The following is a 23,266-nucleotide window of genomic DNA, read 5'->3' on the forward strand; positions in this document are numbered from 1 at the left end:
TTTATTAAAGGTTTATTTTATTTTAAAACGTAGCCCTGCATAATACATTTGACCAAAGATTGGCGCATATACAATTGAGGCATCAAAAGTAGGGCCAAAAGGAGCTTCTGCTCCAAGTATGGCCTTGCTTTGCTTGTAATTACCAATGTTTTCTCCTCCAACATATATTTCAAAATTAGAAGAAAACACATGCGTAACTTGAGCATTAATCAAGTTATAAGATGGAGAAAAATCAGGCAAACGATCTTGAGCAGGATTCGAGGCTGTAACTGGCAATTGTTGTTTGCCTAACCAGTTATAAGTCGCATCAAAACGCCATTGGCTTCCTGATTCACTTCGCCCTGTTTCATATTCTAAATTCCCAAAAAAACGATGCTTCGCTTGTAAGGGCCTTTGGTAAACACCTGATAAATATTGCGTCTGAATATCATAATACTTATAAGCAGAACGCAAACTAAAACGATTCGCTAGTTCATAATTGAATTCGATTTGCAAACTCGTCGCATAAGATTTCCCTTTTAGATTATAAAACAAAACTTGCTGCGGCGATTGCATAACATCAACAACCGCTTGATTTTGAAAATCGGTTCTGTAAAGATCAAATCCTGTATCGCCGTTTCGTCCAAACAATTGAAATTTTTGATTAAAACTTAAACCATAATTCCAAGCAATTTCTGGATTCAAACCATAGATTTTTCCATCGGTATCCAAAATAGAATGCGTTCTAGAACTAGCAAACAACGATTGATTTTCGGCAAAAATATTCGCCGCACGTTTTCCTCTTCCTGCCGAAAAACGAAGCACCGTTTTCTCCCAAGGATTATAACGAAGATGCAAACGGGGCGTTACAAAAGTCCCCAATCGATTGTGATTATCAACTCTTCCGCCTAAAACCAAACTAAAATTATCATCGTTATCATACGTATATTCAAAAAAAGCACCTACCGAATTATCTACCCTTCCATAATCTGTCAACCCTACAAACTCTTTGTAATTATCGTACGCAAAGTTGATTCCAGTTGCAAACTTATGTTTGGTGTTGTTAATGATAGAGTTGAAAATCAAATTCGAATAGAAGCTACTTTGCTTAATATCGTACACATTCAATCCATAATACGAATTTTGATCGTGTAATGTAAAAGCATTTTGAAAACCAATACTTTGAAACGGCATATCTTTGAAGACATACCCCACTTTCGTTGCCAAATCCAATCGTTGGGTATTGATTTCAGAACCCCAACGATTAGTGGTACCTCGGTCTGTATCGGGATCAAAATCAACCTCGCCCGATTGTTTTTTATCATTCATATACCTGAAATTGATAAAACTCACTAACCCGTTCTCCGCATCATAATATTGGTAGCGATTCATAACATTGATTTGCTTGGCCAACGGATTATCCATAAAACCATCGTTGTTCTGGTCCATTTTAGACACACGAGTGTTACCGTGTACAAACAAACTACTACTCCACTTTTGAGACAATTGCGTGTTAAAATGTGTGTTCAACTCAAATCTCGAATCTGTAGAACCATAGGCATTCAAAAAGAAAGGAATATCGTTGATAGGCTTAATCAATTCGGTGTTTATTTGTCCCGAAATGCTCTCGTACCCATTCACCACACTTCCCGCGCCTTTGGTAATTTGAATACTTTCAACCCAAGTTCCCGGAGTAAACGACAAGCCATACGCTTGGGATGCCCCACGAACGGATGGCACATTTTCTTCCGTAATCATCAGGTACGGACTCGTCAAACCTAACATTTTGATTTGTTTCGTGCCCGTCAAAGCATCCGAAAAATTCACATCGATAGATGGATTGGTCTCGAAACTTTCGGCCAAATTACAACAAGCCGCTTTAAGCAACTCTTTGCTGGTTACCAAGGTAGTGTTGGTGGTAACCGTGAAGGATTTTTGCAATCCTTTTCGCTTTTTGGTCACCTTTACTTCGTCTAGATTTTCTTGTGAAAAAACCGGAAACGCTAGTAAAATGGTGGCTAAAAGCACTATTTTTTTCTGCATTGTTTAATCTGATTTATGCCGTCGTTTCAGCTTATTATGGGCGTAACCCCATTTAGTCAAGGGGGCAACAAAACCAACGTGCTATTTGCCCCCTCGCCTAAATGCGGTCGGGCTATACGCGTCCGCCGCGGCGGACTGCTGCTATCCCTTACGCAAACCTGCACATAAGGACAAAAATGCTCAAACGACAACTGTTTATAAAATTTTTAAGAAATTAAATAAACAAAAATCAGGCGTAAAAAATGTATTGATGGTATAATTGGTAGAGCGGAGGCGCATTGATAGCAACATAATAATCGTTGACTACCGCTTTTTGAAAATGAGGTGTTGTTGTAAAAACTGGAACTTGTTGCACTGGCACTAAGAAAGGAGCCGAAATGTCAAAAAGTACAATTTTTACAGTCGCATTATCCGACTTTTTCTCAAAATGCACCACTTTATCTTTACAGCAAGAATCTTTTTCGACAACTGCTGTTTTTTCACAACAGCCTTCTGGCTCAGTCAAAGATAAAAGTTCAGAATGCAAACTTATCGAAGCAATAGAGTCGCCACAATAATGCACATTAATAGCCATCCCTATATTGGAAACCAATAACAGGAATGCCAAAAATAAACTAGTGCTCTTCTTTACATTCATACTGCGAAATTAATAATTGGATTATAGTAACAACTAAAATATTTGTTAAAATTACAAATCAAACGTTTGTCCCATCATCGGAACCACACAATCAAAGCCAAATTGCTCTTGTATTTTTATTCGCAATTCATCTGCAGGTTGATTTTCTCCATGCACCAAAAACACTTTCTTAGGTTTGTTTTCTAAAGCCGATAACCAATGTAATAAGTCCATTTGATCACCGTGAGCAGACAAACCTTCAATCTCTAGAATGGTTGCTTTCACCCCATAATATTTCCCGCGAATCTTAATTTCTTGAGCACCTTCTAATAATTTTCTACCTCGAGTTCCTTCGGCCTGATACCCAATAATAATTACTGTTGTTTCTGGCAAACCAATATAGCGTTCTAAATAACTTAAAACCCTTCCTCCAGTTATCATTCCACTTGCAGCAATCACAACTTTGGGCTGTTTATTGTAAATTATTTCGATAGTTTCTTTATAATCTGAAACCATAGTAAACATTTTACACATTCCAACATACTGTTCTTGTGTTAATTTATGCCATTTCGTATTGTGCTCAAAAAGATCTAGCATACTAATTCCCATTGGAGTATCCATAATATAAGGAACCGAAGGAATTCGCCCTTCTTGTTGTAGTTGCCATAATAAAAACATCACACTCTGAGCTCTTTCGACCGCAAAACTGGGCAAAATCACCGTTCCTCCTTTGGCAATTGTGTTGTTGATGTACATTTCCAACTCCAATTTTGGGTCGGTGTCGGGGTGCAATCTGTTTCCATATGTACTTTCCAAAAACAAATAATCGCCTCGAGTTGGTAAGGTTGGTGGAAATAGCAATACATCATTGTCGCGCCCAATATCACCAGAGAAAACCAAATACTGATTTTCTAAATGCAATTCGATACTACAGGCCCCAAGAATATGCCCAGCATTACTAAAAACCGCTTCAATTTCGGCATCCAAAGCGATAGGCGTTTTGGTTTGAATCACTCTAAAATGGGAAAACACTTCTTCGGCTTGAGCCACCGTATAAAGTGGTTTAGCGATTTGATGTTTTGAATAATGGCCTTCATTCGCTTTATTTGCTTCTTCTTCTTGGATTTTGGCACTGTCTAGTAAAATCAGTTTGGCTATAGCAGCCGTGGGACTCGTACAATAAATTTTTCCATTAAACCCTTGATCGACCAACCTTGGCAACCAGCCACAATGATCTAAATGTCCATGAGTCAGCAAAACAAAATCAATGGTTGCTGGCAAAATAGGCAAAGGCTCCCAGTTCAATTCTCGCAAAGGCTTGATCCCTTGAAACTGCCCACAATCAATCAAAATTCGAATTCCGTTACTTTCGACGAGGGTTTTAGAACCTGTGACGGTTCCTGCTCCTCCAATACAGGTAATTTTCATGAGAACTATTTTTTAAATTAATGCATTAAGTACCGCACAATTCTCTTGCTTCTTTGAGTACATTTTGAATTCTATTAGAACTCAAGCCAATCGCATTCAAAATCGAAGAATGGGTCAAAATACCTTTAACCAACAACAAATCTTCTTGTAATAAATGTTCCTTTTCAGCAAGAGACAATGTGGTCAAACATGTGATGGGATATAACTTATTTTGATCCACTTTAGACTTTAAACAATTATTTTCAGGATAATTCCAACTCAAAAGTTGTAATCCTGAACAATGTGCAAAAGTGATTGCATCAGTCGTAAATCGATTATTGGTTACTATCCAACAAGAAGACAGAGTACTTTTGGAATCAAAAAAAGGATGCAATTTTGTTTTTAAATCATTAAATCTAGACAAAATATACATCGGCACTTTTACATCCGAAGCCACTTCTCTACCCGCGTGAAACTTGCATTCCACCATCCCCATTTCCGAGTCTTTTTGAATCAAAACATCTATTTCGTGCGTGACACATTTGCCTTGTAAAACTAAATTGGTTTTCGTGAAATAACCTTCCGATTCAAAAAGGCTGGCAATATATTTTTCAAAATAAAAACCAGCGGGACCTAACATTCGTATCGCTTCACGCAAGTTGTAACGCGCTGCATGTGCATTTGAATTTTTCTTTAGCAAGGCAAAAGCCAACTTGTAAATTTGTTTGGTGGCCATCCCATCAAAAAGTTGTGAACTGATAGTAGTAATAATTTGTTGGGCTTGTTCAGTATTGGCCCCAGCTTTTAATAGCGATTTCAATAACTTATTGGAATTAAAATCAACCACATCCCCTGAAAATTTGACAACTTTCATTACACTTTAGTTTTAACATTGAATATCTAAAATCCAACTAAAGGTACGTATAAATAAGCTACTTAAGGCGTTTTTGGTAATAAAATCCAGGGATAAAAAGCAGGATAAAAATAGGTTGAATCAAAAACCTACGCACATAAAAAAGTAACAAATAGTTTTGATTATGAAAAGAAAGTATGTAAAAAAAAGCCAGTAGTAAAACCACAAAGAAAACTGCAAACAGCACACCCGAAAACTTAACTATATCCCGGTCTTCAAAAATAACATACAACAAAGCCAAGGATAGCAAAGAATTCAATCCGTATCTCAAAAGCAATCCTAAAAACAATCGAAACGGTTCATATTTTGGGAAGGGCAAAGTAGCATACTCACTTTTAAAAAAAGTCAAAAAAGGATCATAAAACAATTGCGTTTCAAATTCGCGAATTAGTGCTAAAAGAAAAACAAGCAGTAACCCAAGAACGAGTTTAACTTTATTTTGATGTAGATTTTTTTGCATAAGTAGAAAAGTAGTTGACCCAGACAAACCATAAAATAAAAACAACCCCATAAATAAACAAAGGAAAAATCACCCCATGCAAAAGGTGCTCATAGGCAGGAAAACGATACAAGAGTAGACTCAAAACAGCAATTCTAATCACGTTGAGCAGATAAATCAATACACTACCTCCAATCAAAAACAACAAAGTTGTCCTCAACCTTCCTGCAAAAGCAATCACAAAAGAAACAAAAAGTATTATAACACTTATCGCATTACATCCTTCAATTATTCTTGCCACTTCTCTTTGGTGAATCATGATGGTTATTTTGGTATTTTGCTGATATTCCACAGCCGAATTGGATTCGCATACTTGCAAGACTCTTTCAACGTGACTAGCCACAAGTCGGGTGATACCATCCAATTGATTATTTTCATTTCCAGACAAATACCATTGATACAAAAAAGTAAGTAAGATATACGAAAATAAAAAAGCCCCAATGAATTTCAAAAATGGCTGATAAAGCGTCCAATAGTTTTTCAAAATTGATTTTTTTTTCAAATTTATGTAATTTATAAGACTAGCATTAAATACTTTTGTGTAAAAACAATTTAAAATGACATTTCAAGAATTACAACCAAAGGTAATTGCCATTACAAGCAACGATACTATTACTAGAGACGAGAAATTATTGGCCATTTGCCAACTTTTGAACAAATCGATTGAATACTACAATTGGGTGGGATTTTACTTCGCCAACCACGATACCAAAACCTTGCACTTAGGACCTTATGTAGGAGCCGAAACAGACCACACCGTTATTCCTTTCGGAAAAGGAATTTGCGGACAAGTAGCCGATTCGAATGCTAACTTTGTAGTTCCTGATGTGTCAGCACAAGACAACTACATTGCATGTAGCTTTACTGTAAAATCAGAAATTGTGGTACCACTATTTGTAAACGGCATAAACATTGGCCAAATTGATATTGACAGTCACGTTATCGACCCTTTCACTGAAGCCGACGAACGATTCTTGGAGTTTGTGAATGAGGAAATTGCTAAACTTTTTTAATACAACCATCTTTTCAATGTGTAAAAAAAAATTTCTATTTTGTCTGGTATTGATACTTTTCATAACTCATGTTAATTCACAAAGCAACAACAAAAAATTATTTTATGTAGATTCCTATTTAACCACCTCTAACGAAAATAATTTTGAATACATCAAAGAAATTGAAGATTATGATTCCAGAAAAAAAGAATACAATATTAAAATCTATTACAAGTCAGGCAAAATTTACTTAATCGGAACAACGACAAATAAAGACCGGGTAAAATTAGAAGGAAAGTGTCTGTATTATTTTGAAAATGGCAAAAAGAAACAAGTAGCTAATTATCATGACAATCTTCCAACAGGCAAACAATTTTATTATCATGAAAACGGTGTTTTTAAAGCCGAGACAGAAGTCGAAATTAGTAAAGACAAAAAAATTTCTTATACTAAAATTCTCAACTATTTCGACGAAAACAATGTTCAAAAAGTAGTTAATGGCGAGGGAGAATATAGTGAGGACTATGATCACAACAAAGAGAGGTCTAAAGGACTGGTAAAAGACTTTCTCAAAGAAGGATTATGGAACGGTGAAATAAAAGAGCTTAAAGCGTCTTTTAGTGAACAATATAGCAAAGGAAAATTAGTAATAGGCCACAGCATTGATTCATTGAACAACAAATATACTTATACTGAAATTGAAGAAAGAGCCCATCCGAAAAAAGGAATTAATAATTTTTATAGTTATGTACAAAACTGTGGTATAATACCCAAAAACATTGAAGGAGGAGTTTATGGCCAAATATTGCTTAGCCTTGAGGTAACCGAAACTGGAAAATTAGAAAACATCACAGCTTATGCAGATGATAAATTTGGTGTTACAGCAAACGCTATACAATTAATCTCTCAATATGAAAACTGGATACCAGGAAAACACAGAGGCATTATTGTTAAAACACATTTCACGTTACCTATTACTTTTAAGTAAATTAAAAATATTTCATGATTCACAATAGATTAAGCTGGTGCTCAAAATAAAATAAAGAAACGTTTAATTTGTTCATATCGTAATTATTTTATACTTTTGCACCCGTCTTACAAGAGCTGTAAGTCATACATAAAAATCATTTAAATAATATTAGCATGTATTTAACTAAAGAAGTTAAAGCGGAAATTTTCGCTAAACACGGAGGAAAAGCAGAAAATACTGGATCTGCAGAAGGACAAATCGCTTTATTCACACACAGAATTAGCCACCTTACTGAGCACTTGAAAAAAAATCGTCACGATTATAACACTGAGCGTTCTTTGGTACTATTAGTAGGTAAAAGAAGAGCTTTGTTGGATTACTTGAAAAAGAAAGATATCAACAGATACCGTGAGATTATCAAAGTATTGAATATTAGAAAATAATCAATATACAAAAAAGAGGTGCGAAAGTGCCTCTTTTTTTATTCAAAATATACATTGAACAAATTAAACAAAAACACCTGATAATCATCAGAATAAGTAGTCTAATTTCTATAAATGTATAGCGTCTTTTGCTATATTTGCAATAGGTAAAAAAGTTTGGTTTTTCATTGGGTTTTAGGCAATAACTACACACAACAACTACAACACAACTAAAACCCATTGTTTAATCACAAAAAAATAAGTATGATTCCACAAGTTTCAAAAGAAATTATCGATTTAGGAGATGGCAGAAGCATCTCAATCGAAACCGGAAAATTAGCAAAACAAGCTGACGGTTCAGTAGTAGTTAGAATGGGTGATGCCATGTTATTGGCTACAGCCGTATCAGCAAGAACTTCCAATCCAGGTGTAGATTTTTTACCCCTTACTGTTGATTACCGTGAAAAATTTGCTGCAGCTGGCCGTTTCCCCGGAGGTTTTTTCAAAAGAGAAGCACGTCCAAGCGACAGCGAAGTACTAACTATGCGATTAGTAGACCGTGTATTGCGTCCACTTTTCCCAGACGATTACCACGCAGAAACACAGGTAATGATTCAGTTGATGTCTCATGACGAAAAAGTAATGCCAGACGCTTTAGCAGGTTTAGCCGCCTCTGCAGCATTAGCCGTTTCTGATATTCCATTTTACAACTTAATTTCTGAAGTACGCGTAGCTCGTGTAAACGGAAAATTAGTAATCAACCCAAGTAGAGAAGAACTAGCAAACTCTGACATCGATATGATGATTGGTGCCTCTAAAGATTCTGTTGCTATGGTGGAAGGCGAAATGAAAGAAATTTCAGAAGCCGAAATGGTAGAAGCCATCAAATTTGCTCACGAAGCCATCAAAATCCAAATTGAAGCACAAGAACGTTTAAGAGCTGCGGTTGGTTCTCCAGCCTACAGAACTTACGAAGGCGAAAAAGAAGATGAAGCTATTTATGCAAAAGTAAAAGCAGCTGCGTATGACAAATGCTACGCTATCGCTCAAGAAGCTTCTGGAAAAAGCGAAAGAGGCGAAAAATTTGCCGCTGTAAAAGAAGAAGTAAAAGCCTTGTTTACCGAAGAAGAATTAGCCGAAAACGGCGATTTAGTTGGTAAATATTTTTATAAAACAAACAAAGAAGCGGTTCGTAATGTAATCCTAGAAAAAGGATTGCGTCTTGACGGAAGAAAAACTACTGAAATCAGACCTATTTGGTGTGAAACCGATTATTTGCCTTCTGTTCACGGGTCCTCTATCTTTACTCGTGGAGAAACCCAAGCATTGGCTACCGTAACTTTAGGAACTTCTAGAGAAGCAAACCAAATCGACTCTCCATCAGAACAAGGTGAAGAGAAATTCTATTTACACTACAACTTCCCTCCTTTCTCTACTGGTGAAGCAAAACCACTAAGAGGAACTTCAAGAAGAGAAGTAGGTCACGGAAACTTAGCACAACGTGCATTAAAAAATATGATTCCTGCTGATTGTCCTTATACTATTCGTGTGGTTTCTGAAGTATTAGAATCCAACGGTTCTTCTTCTATGGCAACCGTTTGTGCGGGCACAATGGCCTTAATGGATGCCGGAGTTCAAATGGTAAAACCAGTTTCTGGAATTGCTATGGGATTGATTACTGACGGACAAAATTTTGCAGTACTTTCAGATATCTTGGGCGATGAAGATCATTTAGGAGATATGGACTTTAAAGTAACCGGAACAGCTGACGGAATCACAGCTTGCCAAATGGATATTAAAATAGAGGGTTTACGTTACGATATCATGGAGCAAGCCTTAGCACAAGCACGTGATGGACGTTTGCATATTTTAGGCAAATTGACTGAAACTATCGCTACACCTAGAGCTGATGTAAAAGCACACGCTCCAAAAATCATTACTAGAACTATTCCTGGAAACTTTATTGGCGCTTTGATCGGGCCAGGTGGAAAAGTAATTCAAGAATTACAAAAAGCCACAGGAACTACTATCGTAATCAACGAAGTAGACGAGCAAGGTGTGATCGAAATTTTAGGTACAGATCCTGATGGAATACAAGCAGTATTAGCAAAAATTGCTTCCATTACTTTCAAGCCTGAAATAGGCGAAGCTTATGAAGTGAAAGTAATTAAAATGCTTGATTTTGGTGCTGTGGTAGAATATACTGCTGCTCCAGGAAACGAAGTGTTATTGCACGTTTCTGAATTGGCCTGGGAAAGAACAGAAAATGTAGCCGATGTCGTAAAAATGGGCGATGTTTTCCAAGTGAAATACTTAGGTATTGATCCTAAAACTCGTAAAGAGAAGGTATCTAAAAAAGCATTAGTACCTAGACCTCCACGTGAGGAAAAAAAATAAGTACTTTTAGATCAAAATGTTATTTAAAAAGCCCTTTATTCATTCCTGAATAAAGGGCTTTTCTATAATGAATCACAAAATAACATTTAAAAGTGTCTCATTTATTTAATCTAAAAAATTCATTTATATTTATCTAGAGTCCCATTTTTAAACTAAAATTGAATGTATATTTTTTATTATTGGAAAAAAATTGATAAATATGTAACTTTTTTGAAACAACATCCGTATAAGTATTTGTACGCTTAAACAATAAGGAGACAAATACCATGAGACAACTAAAAATCACCAAGCAGGTAACCAATCGTGAAACTGCATCATTAGACAAGTACTTACAAGAAATCGGAAAGGTAGATTTAATTACTGCCGATGAAGAAGTAGAATTAGCACAAAAAATCAAAGCCGGTGATCAAAGAGCTTTAGAAAAACTTACTAAAGCCAATTTACGTTTCGTTGTATCTGTAGCTAAACAATATCAAAACCAAGGATTAACATTACCCGATTTAATCAATGAAGGAAACTTAGGATTGATTAAAGCAGCTCAGCGTTTTGACGAAACTCGTGGTTTCAAATTCATTTCGTATGCCGTTTGGTGGATTCGTCAATCGATCCTTCAAGCTTTAGCAGAACAATCACGTATCGTTCGTTTACCCTTAAACAAAATTGGCTCTATCAATAAAATCAACAAAATGTACGCCTTATTAGAACAATCTAATGAGCGACCACCTTCTGCTGAAGAAATTGCAAAAGAGTTAGACATGACTGTAAATGACGTTAAAGAGTCCATGAAAAACTCTGGTCGTCACTTATCAATGGATGCACCTTTAGTTGAAGGAGAAGATTCTAACCTATATGACGTTTTACGTTCAGGAGAGTCACCAAATCCAGACAGAGAACTAATTCACGAATCATTGCGTACTGAAATTGAGCGTTCTTTAGAAACGCTTACTCCAAGAGAAGCAGATGTAGTTCGTTTGTATTTTGGTTTAGGTGATCAACATCCAATGACTTTAGAAGAAATTGGCGAAACCTTTGACTTAACCCGTGAACGAGTGCGTCAAATTAAAGAGAAAGCTATCCGTAGATTAAAACATACTTCTAGAAGTAAAATATTAAAAACCTATTTAGGATAAAATATAAATTCCAAAAAACAAATTCCAAATACCAATTTTACTATTTTTGGAGACTGGAATTTCAAATAATTGGAATTTTAAAAGTAACGACAGCCTGATTAACTGTTCGTTTTTTGATTGATGATTGAAAACTCCGGCTGATTACCGGAGTTTTGTTTTTTGCAGGACAAACAAAACTCCGGTCAGTTCGTTTCACTCGGGTTTCCGGAGTTTTGTTTTTTGCAGGACAAACAAAGCCTAGACTTTTATTAGAATACTATTTATATACAACTAGCTTGAATCCCTATAAATTCTATGCAAACATTGCCATTAAAAAATTTATCTTTGCGAAAAATTAATACAACACAACAATGAGTAAAAACACAATTATAGCGCCATCAGTTCTTGCGGCCGATTTTGCTAATTTACAACGCGATATTGAGATGATTAATAACAGCCAAGCTGATTGGTTTCATATTGACATCATGGATGGCGTATTTGTACCTAACATTTCATTTGGCATGCCTGTATTAGAAGCAATTGCAAAACATGCAAGCAAAACAATCGATGTACATTTAATGATAGTAGACCCTGATCGTTACATCAAAACGTTTGCTGATTTGGGCGCCAATGTGCTAACTGTTCATTACGAAGCTTGCAATCATCTTCACCGAACATTACAGGCTATTAAAGCTGAAGGAATGCTGGCAGGGGTAGCTATCAACCCACATACATCTATTGATTTATTAGAAAATATAATCAACGATATTGATTTGGTTTGTATTATGAGTGTAAATCCAGGATTCGGAGGACAGTCTTTTATTGAGAATACCTATAATAAAGTGACTAAATTAAAAGATTTAATTATTCAAAAGGGAGCCAACACCATAATTGAGATAGATGGCGGAGTTACAAATAAAAATGCTAGAGCATTAGTTGAAGCCGGAGCTGATGTATTAGTAGCAGGAAGTTTTGTTTTCAAAGCTGAAAATCCTACAGCAACTATTACTGATTTAAAACAAATTACAACGATTTAATAAAGAAAAAAGGCTATTGCTGACTTCAGCCAATAGCCTTTTCTTTTTTAATACTCATCAATCAAATATTGTATCAAATCGGTGGTAGTAACTATTCCCACCAAAAGTTCACCTTCACAAACTGGCAAGGCATGAAAATCATTATGGATTAAAATTGCTGCAGCTTCCTTAATAGTAGTTTCAGGAGAAATTGTTGTTACTTTTTTAACCATTACTTGTTCTACTGAAAACATATTATAAACAGTGGTATCCACTACTTCTTCATCCTCATCAATCGCATCTGCAAAAGAAATACGAAGTAAATCAGTATAGCTTAAGATGCCTAAAATTTTATTTCCATTTACTACTGGAATATGACGAATTTTATGGTGTTTAAACAAACTTTCTGCTTTAGTTAAATCATCGGACAAATACAGTTTAACTAAATTTGTAGACATAATTTTTGAAACTGGAACATTACTTTTCATAACCCTTACATTTAAAATCCATCAAATTTAATTGAAAAAAAAATCATGAAACCTGATGATTGTCAGGTCATAAACAAATTGTTTTGAGTAAATTATATCAACTGTAAGAATTATAGACAGCTTTTATAGAAACAAAATAGCCTTTTAAATACAATCCCTTTAATTTACTATGTCTATCAGCATTAGCAATTTCACTTATGTTCTTAAAGATTCAAAAAAAAATGCACTAATCGAACCTTAATTGCTACTTATAGATTTTGAAAAGAATATAATTCAAAGCATAGCCACTCATAGTCACCTTGTCTTTTTTATAACTTCCAGGATGATTTTTTAGTAAAAAAAATAATGCAACCACTAGAAAACCAAGTGATTGCATTAATTTTGTGACCGCGACAGGGTTCGAACCTGCAACCCTCAGAGTCGAAATCTGATATTCTATCCAGTTGAACTACGCAGTCGATAGTGGTAAAAAATTAAGTCAATAATTTTTTAACTATAGTAGAAATAGTTTTCCCTTCAGCTGTACCTCCTAACTGAGCAGCAGCTATACCCATAACTTTCCCCATCGCTGCGATGCCAGATGCCCCAGTATCGGCAATAATTTTAGCTACAATAACTTCTACTTCAGCTTCACTTAATTGAGCAGGTAAAAACTTTTCTATTACTGCTACTTGTGCTAATTCTGGCTCTGCTAGATCTAATCTATTTTGCTCTGCGAAAATCTTAGCACTGTCTTTTCGAGTTTTAACAAGCTTTTGAAGCAATTTAATTTCTTCAGCTTCTGAAATTTCATCTTTAGAACCAGTTGCGGTTTGAGCTAAAAGCAATTCTGATTTAATAGCTCGTAAAGCTTCTAAAGCGACGGTATCTTTTGCTCTCATGGCGTTTTTAATCTCGTCCATGATTCGTATTGATAAACTCATTTTTTATGTGTGTTTTTTTTTATTTTTTTTTCTTAGAACTCTATGGCTTTGGCAGATTGATGTTACCGCATTAAAGCGTAGCAAATTTAGAACATTTATGTTGTAATAACAACTCACATTAAACATCCTAATCACAATAAAAATCAAAAAAATAGCCTGAAATAATTTCCAGGCTACTCAATATTGTATTTATAGCATTAATCTACATTATCATGTAAATAAGAATTATTCGAACGAAATTGTAAATCGTTATTACTGTCTGTACTTACCGAAATTCTTGAATTCTGATTTACAGCTTGTGTATTAGATAAATCAAGTCCAAGCCTTTTATAAGCTGGCTCTCGTTCTAATTCATCTATTCTATTAACGTTGTTATGAAACTTATAATTAAATTCCTTTAGCTTTTTTCTTCTTTCCTCAGCTCTAAAACGTAGCGTTTCTTCAATAGTCATGTCCATTGGAGAAATAGATTCTGTACTCACTTGATTATTTTCCATTGGAGAAATTTGCTTCATTGTGATATTCAATTCGGCAGGAATTTCTTCTTGAACTACTTGTGGTTTTGACTGCATAAAATCATTTTCAACCTCCATATACTCTTCTAGAGAGTATTTAATAATTCCATTGTCAGTCAATTCGGTTACAGGAACTAAATGCGTTGGCTGTACAACATTAATATCATGAGCCTCGCTTGCTAATTCAAAAACTACTTTTTCCTCCACCACTGGAGGAACAAAAGAAGGCTTTGGACTTAAAGGTAATTCAAATGAAAAAGCAGTCTGTTTTGATTCCTCTTTCATAATAGTTTGAGGAATTTGGGCTTCTTCTCTTGTTGGCAAAGAAATATTAAAATCAAAGTCTTCAATTGGAGAAACGATTTCGAAAGTTACATCTAAATTTTTGATAAACTCTGACATCACAATCAAATCCTCATTGTTCATTGATGGATTTTTAACTTCCAAAACAATAGGTGTTTCCTCTTCCAATTCCTCTTCCAATTCAAAAACTACCCTCTCGGATTTTAAATCTTCATTGCTCTCATTTAGATTAAATGTAGTTACTGGAGTAGGAATCAAATTGTGTTCACTTTTTTGCTCTTCACCTAGAGTATGAATGATTTTTTTTGGTTCTGTATTGACAATTTCATTCTGCTGCTCAACATCAAAACCGGTAGCGATAATCGTTACAGAAATAGCATCTCCTAATGATTCATCTTCACCAACACCCATGATAATATTAGCATTATTACCAGCTTCATTTTGAATATGATCATTAATTTCCCCAATTTCATCAATAGTAATCTCATTTGTTCCAGAAACGATAAGCAACAATACGTTTTTGGCGCCGGTAATTTTATTATCATTTAATAATGGAGAGTCCAATGCAGCAATAATGGCCTCTTTAGCTCTATTTTCACCAGATGAAGTTGCAGAACCCATGATAGCTGTACCGCTATTATACAAAACAGTTTTAGCATCTCTTAAATCAATATTTTGGGTATAGTGATGCGTTATCACTTCAGCAATTCCTCTTGAAGCAGTGGCCAATACTTCATCAGCTTTAGAAAAACCAGCTTTAAAACCTAAATTACCATAAACTTCTCTTAACTTATTATTATTGATTACAATCAAAGAGTCAACTTGTTTTCGTAATTTTTCGATCCCTATAATCGCTTGTTCTTGACGCACTTTACCTTCAAATAAAAAGGGCAAGGTAACGATACCAACTGTCAAAATATCTCTTTCTTTGGCTAATTGAGCAATTACTGGAGCTGCACCTGTTCCTGTACCTCCACCCATTCCAGCAGTAATAAAAACCATTTTGGTATTACTATCTAACATTTTTTCAATGTCACCAATACTCTCAATAGCAGACTGATGCCCCACATCTGGGTTGGCACCAGCACCAAGTCCTTCAGTTAAATTTACTCCCAATTGAATTTTGTTGGGTACAGAACTATTTTGCAGCGCTTGAGAATCTGTGTTACAAACTATAAAGTCAACACCGATAATACCTTGCTTAAACATGTGGTTAATGGCATTACTACCGCCACCACCTACTCCAATAACTTTTATCACATTTGATTGGTTTTTAGGTAAATCAAATGAAATGCTTCCAAATTCTGAGTTGCTTGTCATCTTATTGGGTTTTTGAATTTCTTATTTATATTTTTTGCTCTCTTGCTTGGGGCAAAAAGGGCTTTAGTTTCGTATTTATTCTGCGTTATCTAAAAATTCTTTGATCTTATCTACATATTTATCAAGAAAAGATCTTCGGATTTTTGTTTCTGTAGATTCTGGATTTGGTACATGTTTATCTTCTTTGACATCCAAATCTACAACGACTGGAGTTTCTATTTCTGGTGCTTTAATGGTTTCGACAACACGGTCTCTCGGATAGGGCACTCTTTCTACAACTGGGTTTCTGTTAATTTTAATAGCGCTTTGAGTGTTTTTATCAATGCTATTCATCACCAAACCTACTGCTGTAGCATAAAGTGGACTTGAAATCTCAACATCTGAATTACCTGCAAGATGTTCATTTGGATATCCAATCCTAGTATCAATTCCTGTAATGTACTCTACCAATTGCTTAATGTGCTTTAATTGAGCGCCACCACCAGTTAAAACGATACCTGCGATTAATTTTTTACGTGGATCTTCATGACCGTATAATTTGATTTCTGCAAAAACTTGTTCGATAATTTCCACAACTCTAGCATGGATAATTTTAGACAAGTTTTTCAAAGATATTTCTTTGGGTTCTCTTCCACGTATTCCGGGAATAGAAACGATTTCATTGTCTTTGTTTTCACCAGGCCAAGCAGAACCAAATTTTACTTTTAACAACTCAGCTTGTTTTTCTACAATAGAACAACCCTCTTTGATATCTTCGGTTATCACATTTCCGCCAAAAGGGATTACTGCTGTATGGCGAATAATACCGTCCTTGAAAATAGCTAAATCAGTAGTTCCTCCACCAATATCAATTAAAGCAACACCTGCTTCTTTTTCTTCTTGACTCAACACAGCATCAGAAGATGCCAATGGTTCCAAGGTAAGACCAGACAACTCAATCCCTGAACTTTGAATACATCTTCCTACATTCCTGATAGAGGAAGCTTGTCCTACTACAATATGAAAACTACTTTCTAATCTTCCACCGTACATCCCAACAGGTTCTTTGATATCAGACTGACCATCGATTTTAAATTCTTGAGGAAGGACATGAATTATTTCTTCACCTGGTAACATGGCCAATTTGTGAACCTGACTAATTAATTGATCAATATCACAATCACCGATAACCTCTTCTGGATTATTTCTACTGATATAATCGCTATGCTGAATACTTCGAATATGCTGACCAGCAATACCTACTACAACATCTTTGATTTTATATCCCGAATTGTTTTCGGCTTCATAAATAGCTTGTTGAATAGACTGGATAGTTTGAGTTATATTATTAACTACACCTCTAGCCACGCCAAGGCTTTTGGATTTTCCAACACCTAATATTTCCAACTTTCCGTATTCGTTTTTTTTGCCAATCATGGCTACTATTTTGGTTGTTCCAATATCTAGACCTACCGCAATATTCTCTTTTTCCATTTTCTATTATTTAGTACACACTACTTGTTGCGCAAATCGAAGATCAATTTTTTTATAATTAGCAATTGAACTGTCTAAAACTACTTTTTGAAAAAACGCTTTATAATTTTTGAATTTCTGTTCTACATTTACCAATTGACCAAAATCAATTTTAAAATTATAATTTCTATTCAACATTAAAACGCTACCATTTGGCATAATCTGCATTCCAATGATGTTTTTTTTAAGAAAAACATCGTCGTAAATCACACGAAAAAGCTTCGCAAAATCGGTTCTATTTTCATCGTTTATTTCACCCGAAACAAGAAGAACTCGTGCTGTATAATTTGAAGACAAAGGCATTTTATTTCCTTTATAATCAATATAAAAAGAAGCTCCTCCATCATAAATTCTTGCAATTGGAGTCTTTTGTTTAACCACAGCTTTTAAAACACCATCAACACTAATTGACACTTGTGATTTTTCAATCATAGGGTGCGCATCGATAGATTTCTCGAGTTTATTCAAATCTAAGGCATCCCTACCAATAGTTTTAGGGTCTGTTCTATTTTCTATTAACAATTTATTAACCGTTTTTTGATCAATAAAAAGTTGATTTTCTCCTACAAAAACAACTTCTGCTTTAGTGATTTTTCGGTCAATACTTCGCTTTCCTGTAAACGAATACAAGAAAACAACTACTGCTAACATGAACAGCAATCTAACGGTTGACCAATTAATTTTTTTCATCTAATGCTTGTTTTATACTTGGAACCATTTCCCCTAAGTCTCCTGCTCCGATAGTTACAATTACAGTAGCATCAGAAGAGAGCATAGCTTCAATCAATTGCTCTTTTAACACTAATTTTTTATGCTTAGTATTCATTTTATCCATAAGCCATTGCGAGGTAATCCCTTCCATGGGTAACTCTCGAGCGGGATAAATATCTAACAACAATACTTCATCAAAATCAGACAAACTCGATGCAAAATCATCTGCGAAATCTTTGGTTCTACTGAATAAATGAGGTTGAAAAACGGCCAACACTTTTTGATTAGGATACAATTCTCTTACGGCTTGATGCACTGCGTTAATTTCAGTAGGATGATGTGCATAATCATCGATATACACTAAATTCGAACGTTTGATTTGATATGAAAAACGTCTTCTTATCCCTCTAAAAGTTGATAATGCATTAGCAATAGCCTCGGTTGGGGTGCCATAAGTTTTTGCCATTGCCAATGCCATCAACGCGTTCATTAAATTATGTCTACCAGGCAAGCCAAAACGCAAGTCAGTAATAACTTCTGTTGGTGTTTGTACATCAAAAACATAACTAGAATCCTTAACTCGTATATTAAATGCTTTAAAATCAGCCTCATTATTTATTGCACAAACTAATCCTTTTAGAGGCAATCCCTCAGCAACAAATAATTTGGATCGATCTTGTACTTTATCAGCAAATTCTTCGAAAGAAGCTTCGATGGCTTGGCTCGTTCCATAAATATCTAAATGATCGGCATCCATGGAAGTGACACAAGCAATATCTGGATGCAAATGCAAGAATGAACGATCGAATTCATCGGCCTCGACCACGGTTACAGTTTTGCCAGCTCCAATTAAATTTGAATTATAATTCTCTACAATTCCGCCAATAAAGGCCGTTACATCAGCCCCGCTTTCATACAAAATATGCCCTAAAATACTTGAAGTAGTTGTTTTTCCATGAGTCCCAGCTACTGCAAAACTAAACGTATCTTTTGTTATAATACCCAAAACTTCAGCACGTTTTTTTACTTCATAATTATGAGATAGAAAGTAATTCCATTCCAAATGCGATTTTGGGACCGCTGGAGTAATAATCACTAGCGTATTTTCAGGTTCAAAATTGGCAGGAATCAATGCAATATTATCTTCAAAATGAATAGTTATCCCACTTTCTATCAGCTCATTCGTTAGCATTGATGGCGTTTTATCGTATCCGCATACTTCCTTGCCTATATTTTTAAAATAGCGAGCCAAAGCACTCATACCGATACCACCAATACCAATAAAATAAACGTTATGTATTTGATTTAAGTTCATGTTTCGATATTAAAAATTCAACTTCATTCTATTTATTTTTTAATCAATTTTTCAATTGCATCAACAATTTGAACTGTTGCTTGTGGCAACGCCAATTTTTTAATGTTATCCCCCAAGAGTTGTTGTTTTCCTTTGTCCTTCAATAAAGCTTCAATAACTATACTAAATTCATCATCTAAGGCAGCTTCCTTAATCATAATTGCCCCTTTTTTATCCACTATAGCTTGTGCATTTTTAGTCTGATGATCTTCGGCAACGTTAGGAGATGGGATAAAAATAACTGGCTTACCAACTATGCATAACTCTGAAACAGATGAAGCACCTGCTCTTGAAATCACAAAATCAGCAGCAGCATATACTAAATCCATTCTTTCAATAAATGCCACTACTTGTACTTGTCCTGAATTGTATTTAGAATAATCATCCAAATACAACTTCCCACATTGCCAAATAATTTGAACTTGTTGGGCTAAAAGGTGATTTAGTTCTTTTTCTATCAATTGATTAATTCTTCTAGCCCCTAAACTGCCACCCAAAACTAGAATTGTTTTCTGATTTGGATTCAATTTAAAATGTAAAATAGCTTCCTCTCTTTTACTTTCTACATCAATCAAATCTTGACGAACTGGATTACCTGTCAAAATCATTTTTTCTTTCGGAAAAAAACGTTCTAAGTTTTCATAAGCCACACAAATTGTTGCTGCTTTTTTACTCAGTAATTTATTTGTTATTCCTGGATAGGAATTTTGTTCTTGAATAACTGTTGGGATATTCAAAAAGTTGGCAACTTTCAACAGTGGTCCACTCGCAAACCCGCCTGTACCAATAACTACATCGGGCTTGAAGTTTTTAAGAATTTTTCTAGACTCCCATAAACTACTTATTAATTTTAAAGGGAATAAGGCATTTTGAATCGTTAATTTTCTTTGTAAACCAGCAATCCAAAGTCCCTTAATAGCATAGCCTGCCTGAGGAACTTTTTGCATTTCCATCTTGTCTTTGGCTCCTACAAAAAGAAATTCGGCGCTTGGATACCTGTTTTTTAGTTCATTTGCAATTGCAATTGCAGGATAGATATGACCACCTGTGCCTCCACCACTCAATATGAATTTTAATTTTGTCATAATAAAAAATTTAAAACAAACAATTGACTACTATCAGCAACTATCGATTAAGTATCGCATTCATTGGTTTAGCATGATCTTCTATAGAATATTTTTCTTCCACATTTTGATTTTCAGATTCGATTTGTGCATCGATCAATTTTTGCAAGGCTTCTTCTCGAATTTGTTTTTCTTTCAATTCTTGAGCGACTTCCTCTTCCTTTTTGGTTACACTTAGAATTACTCCAAGAGAAAAACAGGTCATCCAAATCGAACTACCTCCACTACTTATTAAGGGTAATGTTTGGCCTGTTACAGGCAATAATTCAACAGCAACAGCCATATTGATCATGGCTTGAAAGATCATCGGAAACCCTAAGGCAACTACAATTAATTTTCCAAACAAAGTTGTAGCTTTATGGGATGCAATTACAAAACGAAACATTAATAAAAGGTACAAACAAACAACAGATAAGCCACCTATCAATCCCCACTCTTCTACTATAATGGCAAAAATAAAATCAGAGGAGGATTGAGGTAGAAAATTTTTCTGTACACTTTTTCCGGGTCCTAAACCATAAAGACCACCTGTAGCTATGGCTGTTTTGGCTTTTTCGATTTGGTAGTTGTCTTCATCTGATTTATTTGACATGAATCGTTCGATACGATTCTCCCATGTACCTACTCTACTAAAAAATCTAGAATCGGGAAATGCTTTTGCAACAAGTACAAAAAACAGCAGCAACACTATTCCTGAACCAATGATAAAACCAATGTATTTTAAAGGATATTTACCTATAAAAGTTAACATGATTACCATTGAAAAAATTAAAGCTGTGGTAGAAAAGTTAGAGGGCAAAATAAAAATCAATGTAATAAATACCGGCAACCATAATTCTAATAATGAGGATTTAAAATCTATTGGAGTTTCCCTTTTTTTGGATAAGTAGCGAGCAACAAAAACAAACAAAACAATGGCAGCCATTGTAGAAGGCTGAAAAGTAATTCGAATAAATGGTATTTGAATCCATCGACTTGCGTTAGCTCCTGCTATGACAGTCCCTTTTATTAGAGCATAGGCTAACATTATCCAAACTACAGGCAATGCAGCTTTTGAAATGGCTCTAAAATACAAATAAGGAACTTTGTGAACCCAGTAAATAATTAAAAAACCTATACCAATATGGGCGAGATGTTTCAGCAAATATCCTAGCGTATTTCCTTTACCCAAACCTATATATGCCAAATTACTACTGGCACTAAAAACAGGCATAAACGAAAACAAAGCTAATAAAGCCACGAATGACCAAATTACTCTATCTCCTTTTAACTTGTTTACTAGTTCCTTCATTATCAACTATTTTATACTGATTTATTGTATTTACAAATTATACACTGCTTGTTTGAATTGACGACCTCGATCTTCATAATTCTCAAATAAATCAAAACTTGCACAGGCTGGAGACAATAGTACAGCATCTCCTTTTTCAGTATAGCGTTGCGCCATTCTTACAGCATCGTTCATAGTATTAACTTCAATCAAATCGTCGACCACATTGCCAAAGGCTGCAATAATCTTGGAATTATCGATTCCCAAACAAATAATTGCTTTTACTTTTTCGCGAACCAAAGACATTAACTCATTATAATCATTTCCTTTATCAACGCCTCCAACTATCCAAACTGTAGGAACATTCATGCTATCCAAAGCAAAATAGGTAGCATTTACATTGGTTGCTTTTGAATCATTGATGTATTGTACATTTTGAATTTTAAGAACTTTTTCTAACCGATGTTCTACACCTTGAAAATTGGATAAACTTTCGCGTATCGTAGCATTTCGAATATTCATCAATTTTGCTACAGATGTTGCTGCCATAGCATTTTTCATATTGTGTTTGCCTTCTAATGCGATGTATTCGGTCTCCATTGAAAATTCTTCTTGATTCATTTTAACTTCCATAATGTTATTTTTTAAAAATGCTCCTAATTCTAGTGTTTTTGATATTGAAAAAGGTATTAATTGTGCTTTTGTTGTATTGTGTTGTAACCATTCTTGAGTTGCTTCATCATCTGCATCATAAATCAAATAATCTGATTCAGTTTGATTCATGGTAATTCTGAACTTTGAAGCAATATAATTTTCATACTTGTATTCGTATCGATCTAAATGATCGGGACTAATATTAGTTAGAATTGCTATATGTGGTTTATAATTAAATATCCCGTCTAATTGAAAACTACTAAGCTCTAACACATATACATCGTAATTGTTCTCTGCAACTTGCCAAGCAAAACTTTTTCCAATATTACCCCCTAAAGCCACATTCAAGCCCGCTGTTTTTAGTAAATGATACGTAAGCATGGTTGTGGTTGTTTTCCCATTACTTCCCGTAATCCCTATTGTAATTGCATTAGTAAAAGGAGCTGTGAATTCAATTTCTGAAATAACTGATATTCCTTTTTCTACTAATTTCTTTACTATCGGCGCTTTATCAGGAATACCCGGGCTTTTCATTACCACAGTAGCATTTAGAATCAACCCCTCAGTGTGCCTTTCCTCTTCCCAAGGAATTCCATATTGATTAAGAACGTCTTTATAAGTTGGCTTAATTTTACCAAAATCGGAAACAAAGACTTCGTAACCCTGTTTTTTTCCTAAAATAGCAGTTCCAACGCCACTTTCGCCACCTCCTAAAACAACTAATCTCAT

21 protein-coding genes and 1 tRNA gene are annotated in these 23,266 nt (G+C 34.9%); 6 read left to right on the forward strand and 16 right to left on the reverse strand.

Annotation, left to right across the window (positions count from 1 at the left end):
- Window positions 1-12: 12 nt before the first annotated feature.
- The 6 genes from ACSVH5_RS06510 to xrtF all read right to left on the reverse strand — a co-directional run bounded on the left by ACSVH5_RS06510 (window position 13) and on the right by xrtF (window position 5,959).
- Window positions 13-2,022: a TonB-dependent receptor plug domain-containing protein gene (locus ACSVH5_RS06510; RefSeq protein WP_438060639.1), complete on the reverse strand. Its 2,010-nt coding sequence runs from the start codon at window positions 2,020-2,022 to the stop codon at window positions 13-15.
- Window positions 2,023-2,251: 229 nt separating this feature from the next.
- Window positions 2,252-2,659 carry an HYC_CC_PP family protein gene (locus ACSVH5_RS06515; RefSeq protein ID WP_438060640.1) on the reverse strand — a complete coding sequence of 136 codons (408 nt, stop codon included), beginning with the start codon at window positions 2,657-2,659 and terminating at the stop codon, window positions 2,252-2,254.
- A 51-nt stretch (window positions 2,660-2,710) separates the two neighbouring features.
- The gene (locus ACSVH5_RS06520) at window positions 2,711-4,066 is read right to left on the reverse strand and encodes an MBL fold metallo-hydrolase RNA specificity domain-containing protein (RefSeq protein WP_438060641.1); all 1,356 of its coding nucleotides are present in this window, start codon (window positions 4,064-4,066) and stop codon (window positions 2,711-2,713) included.
- A 25-nt stretch (window positions 4,067-4,091) separates the two neighbouring features.
- Window positions 4,092-4,919 carry an ATP cone domain-containing protein gene (locus ACSVH5_RS06525; protein WP_438060642.1) on the reverse strand — a complete coding sequence of 276 codons (828 nt, stop codon included), beginning with the start codon at window positions 4,917-4,919 and terminating at the stop codon, window positions 4,092-4,094.
- A gap of 58 nt (window positions 4,920-4,977) precedes the next feature.
- Window positions 4,978-5,418, reverse strand: coding sequence for an exosortase F system-associated membrane protein (locus tag ACSVH5_RS06530; protein ID WP_438060643.1), 441 nt, complete (start codon window positions 5,416-5,418; stop codon window positions 4,978-4,980).
- The gene (gene xrtF, locus ACSVH5_RS06535; protein WP_438060644.1) at window positions 5,393-5,959 is read right to left on the reverse strand and encodes an exosortase family protein XrtF; all 567 of its coding nucleotides are present in this window, start codon (window positions 5,957-5,959) and stop codon (window positions 5,393-5,395) included. Before xrtF ends, ACSVH5_RS06530 begins: the two co-directional genes overlap by 26 nt.
- A gap of 55 nt (window positions 5,960-6,014) precedes the next feature.
- On the opposite strand from xrtF, the gene ACSVH5_RS06540 reads away from it, so the two are divergent.
- The 6 genes from ACSVH5_RS06540 (at window position 6,015) to rpe (ending at window position 12,384) form a co-directional block, all read left to right on the forward strand.
- Window positions 6,015-6,470, forward strand: coding sequence for a GAF domain-containing protein (locus ACSVH5_RS06540; protein ID WP_438060645.1), 456 nt, complete (start codon window positions 6,015-6,017; stop codon window positions 6,468-6,470).
- Between the two features lie 49 nt (window positions 6,471-6,519).
- The gene (locus tag ACSVH5_RS06545; protein WP_438060646.1) at window positions 6,520-7,437 is read left to right on the forward strand and encodes an energy transducer TonB; all 918 of its coding nucleotides are present in this window, start codon (window positions 6,520-6,522) and stop codon (window positions 7,435-7,437) included.
- Window positions 7,438-7,592: 155 nt separating this feature from the next.
- Complete coding sequence (gene rpsO / locus ACSVH5_RS06550; protein WP_438060647.1) at window positions 7,593-7,862, forward strand: 30S ribosomal protein S15; 270 nt, start codon at window positions 7,593-7,595, stop codon at window positions 7,860-7,862.
- Window positions 7,863-8,105: 243 nt separating this feature from the next.
- A complete protein-coding gene (locus ACSVH5_RS06555; RefSeq protein WP_438060648.1) occupies window positions 8,106-10,238 on the forward strand; it encodes a polyribonucleotide nucleotidyltransferase in 2,133 nt (710 codons plus the stop codon).
- A gap of 266 nt (window positions 10,239-10,504) precedes the next feature.
- Window positions 10,505-11,368 carry a sigma-70 family RNA polymerase sigma factor gene (locus tag ACSVH5_RS06560; protein WP_026707723.1) on the forward strand — a complete coding sequence of 288 codons (864 nt, stop codon included), beginning with the start codon at window positions 10,505-10,507 and terminating at the stop codon, window positions 11,366-11,368.
- Between the two features lie 350 nt (window positions 11,369-11,718).
- Window positions 11,719-12,384 carry a ribulose-phosphate 3-epimerase gene (gene rpe, locus ACSVH5_RS06565; protein WP_438060649.1) on the forward strand — a complete coding sequence of 222 codons (666 nt, stop codon included), beginning with the start codon at window positions 11,719-11,721 and terminating at the stop codon, window positions 12,382-12,384.
- Between the two features lie 47 nt (window positions 12,385-12,431).
- On the opposite strand, the gene ACSVH5_RS06570 is transcribed toward rpe, so the two are convergent.
- The 10 genes from ACSVH5_RS06570 to murD form a co-directional block, all read right to left on the reverse strand.
- On the reverse strand, window positions 12,432-12,851 hold the full coding sequence (locus ACSVH5_RS06570; RefSeq protein WP_438060650.1) for a CBS domain-containing protein: 420 nt from the start codon (window positions 12,849-12,851) through the stop codon (window positions 12,432-12,434).
- 384 nt (window positions 12,852-13,235) lie between these two features.
- Window positions 13,236-13,309 (reverse strand) — tRNA-Arg (locus tag ACSVH5_RS06575).
- A 15-nt stretch (window positions 13,310-13,324) separates the two neighbouring features.
- Window positions 13,325-13,774: a GatB/YqeY domain-containing protein gene (locus tag ACSVH5_RS06580; protein WP_438060651.1), complete on the reverse strand. Its 450-nt coding sequence runs from the start codon at window positions 13,772-13,774 to the stop codon at window positions 13,325-13,327.
- Window positions 13,775-13,971: 197 nt separating this feature from the next.
- Complete coding sequence (gene ftsZ / locus ACSVH5_RS06585) at window positions 13,972-15,912, reverse strand: cell division protein FtsZ (RefSeq protein WP_438060652.1); 1,941 nt, start codon at window positions 15,910-15,912, stop codon at window positions 13,972-13,974.
- 75 nt (window positions 15,913-15,987) lie between these two features.
- Complete coding sequence (gene ftsA, locus ACSVH5_RS06590; RefSeq protein ID WP_438060653.1) at window positions 15,988-17,385, reverse strand: cell division protein FtsA; 1,398 nt, start codon at window positions 17,383-17,385, stop codon at window positions 15,988-15,990.
- 6 nt (window positions 17,386-17,391) lie between these two features.
- Complete coding sequence (locus tag ACSVH5_RS06595) at window positions 17,392-18,114, reverse strand: cell division protein FtsQ/DivIB (RefSeq protein ID WP_438060654.1); 723 nt, start codon at window positions 18,112-18,114, stop codon at window positions 17,392-17,394.
- On the reverse strand, window positions 18,101-19,450 hold the full coding sequence (gene murC / locus ACSVH5_RS06600; RefSeq protein WP_438060655.1) for a UDP-N-acetylmuramate--L-alanine ligase: 1,350 nt from the start codon (window positions 19,448-19,450) through the stop codon (window positions 18,101-18,103). Before murC ends, ACSVH5_RS06595 begins: the two co-directional genes overlap by 14 nt.
- A 32-nt stretch (window positions 19,451-19,482) precedes the next feature.
- Window positions 19,483-20,574, reverse strand: a complete 1,092-nt coding sequence (gene murG / locus ACSVH5_RS06605) for an undecaprenyldiphospho-muramoylpentapeptide beta-N-acetylglucosaminyltransferase (RefSeq protein WP_438060656.1) — start codon at window positions 20,572-20,574, stop codon at window positions 19,483-19,485.
- 40 nt (window positions 20,575-20,614) lie between these two features.
- Window positions 20,615-21,904 carry an FtsW/RodA/SpoVE family cell cycle protein gene (locus ACSVH5_RS06610; RefSeq protein WP_438060657.1) on the reverse strand — a complete coding sequence of 430 codons (1,290 nt, stop codon included), beginning with the start codon at window positions 21,902-21,904 and terminating at the stop codon, window positions 20,615-20,617.
- A gap of 30 nt (window positions 21,905-21,934) precedes the next feature.
- The gene (murD, locus tag ACSVH5_RS06615) at window positions 21,935-23,266 is read right to left on the reverse strand and encodes a UDP-N-acetylmuramoyl-L-alanine--D-glutamate ligase (protein WP_438060658.1); all 1,332 of its coding nucleotides are present in this window, start codon (window positions 23,264-23,266) and stop codon (window positions 21,935-21,937) included.

Origin of the sequence: Flavobacterium sp. RSSA_27 (assembly GCF_051547125.1) — a bacterium.
Lineage (GTDB): Bacteria > Bacteroidota > Bacteroidia > Flavobacteriales > Flavobacteriaceae > Flavobacterium.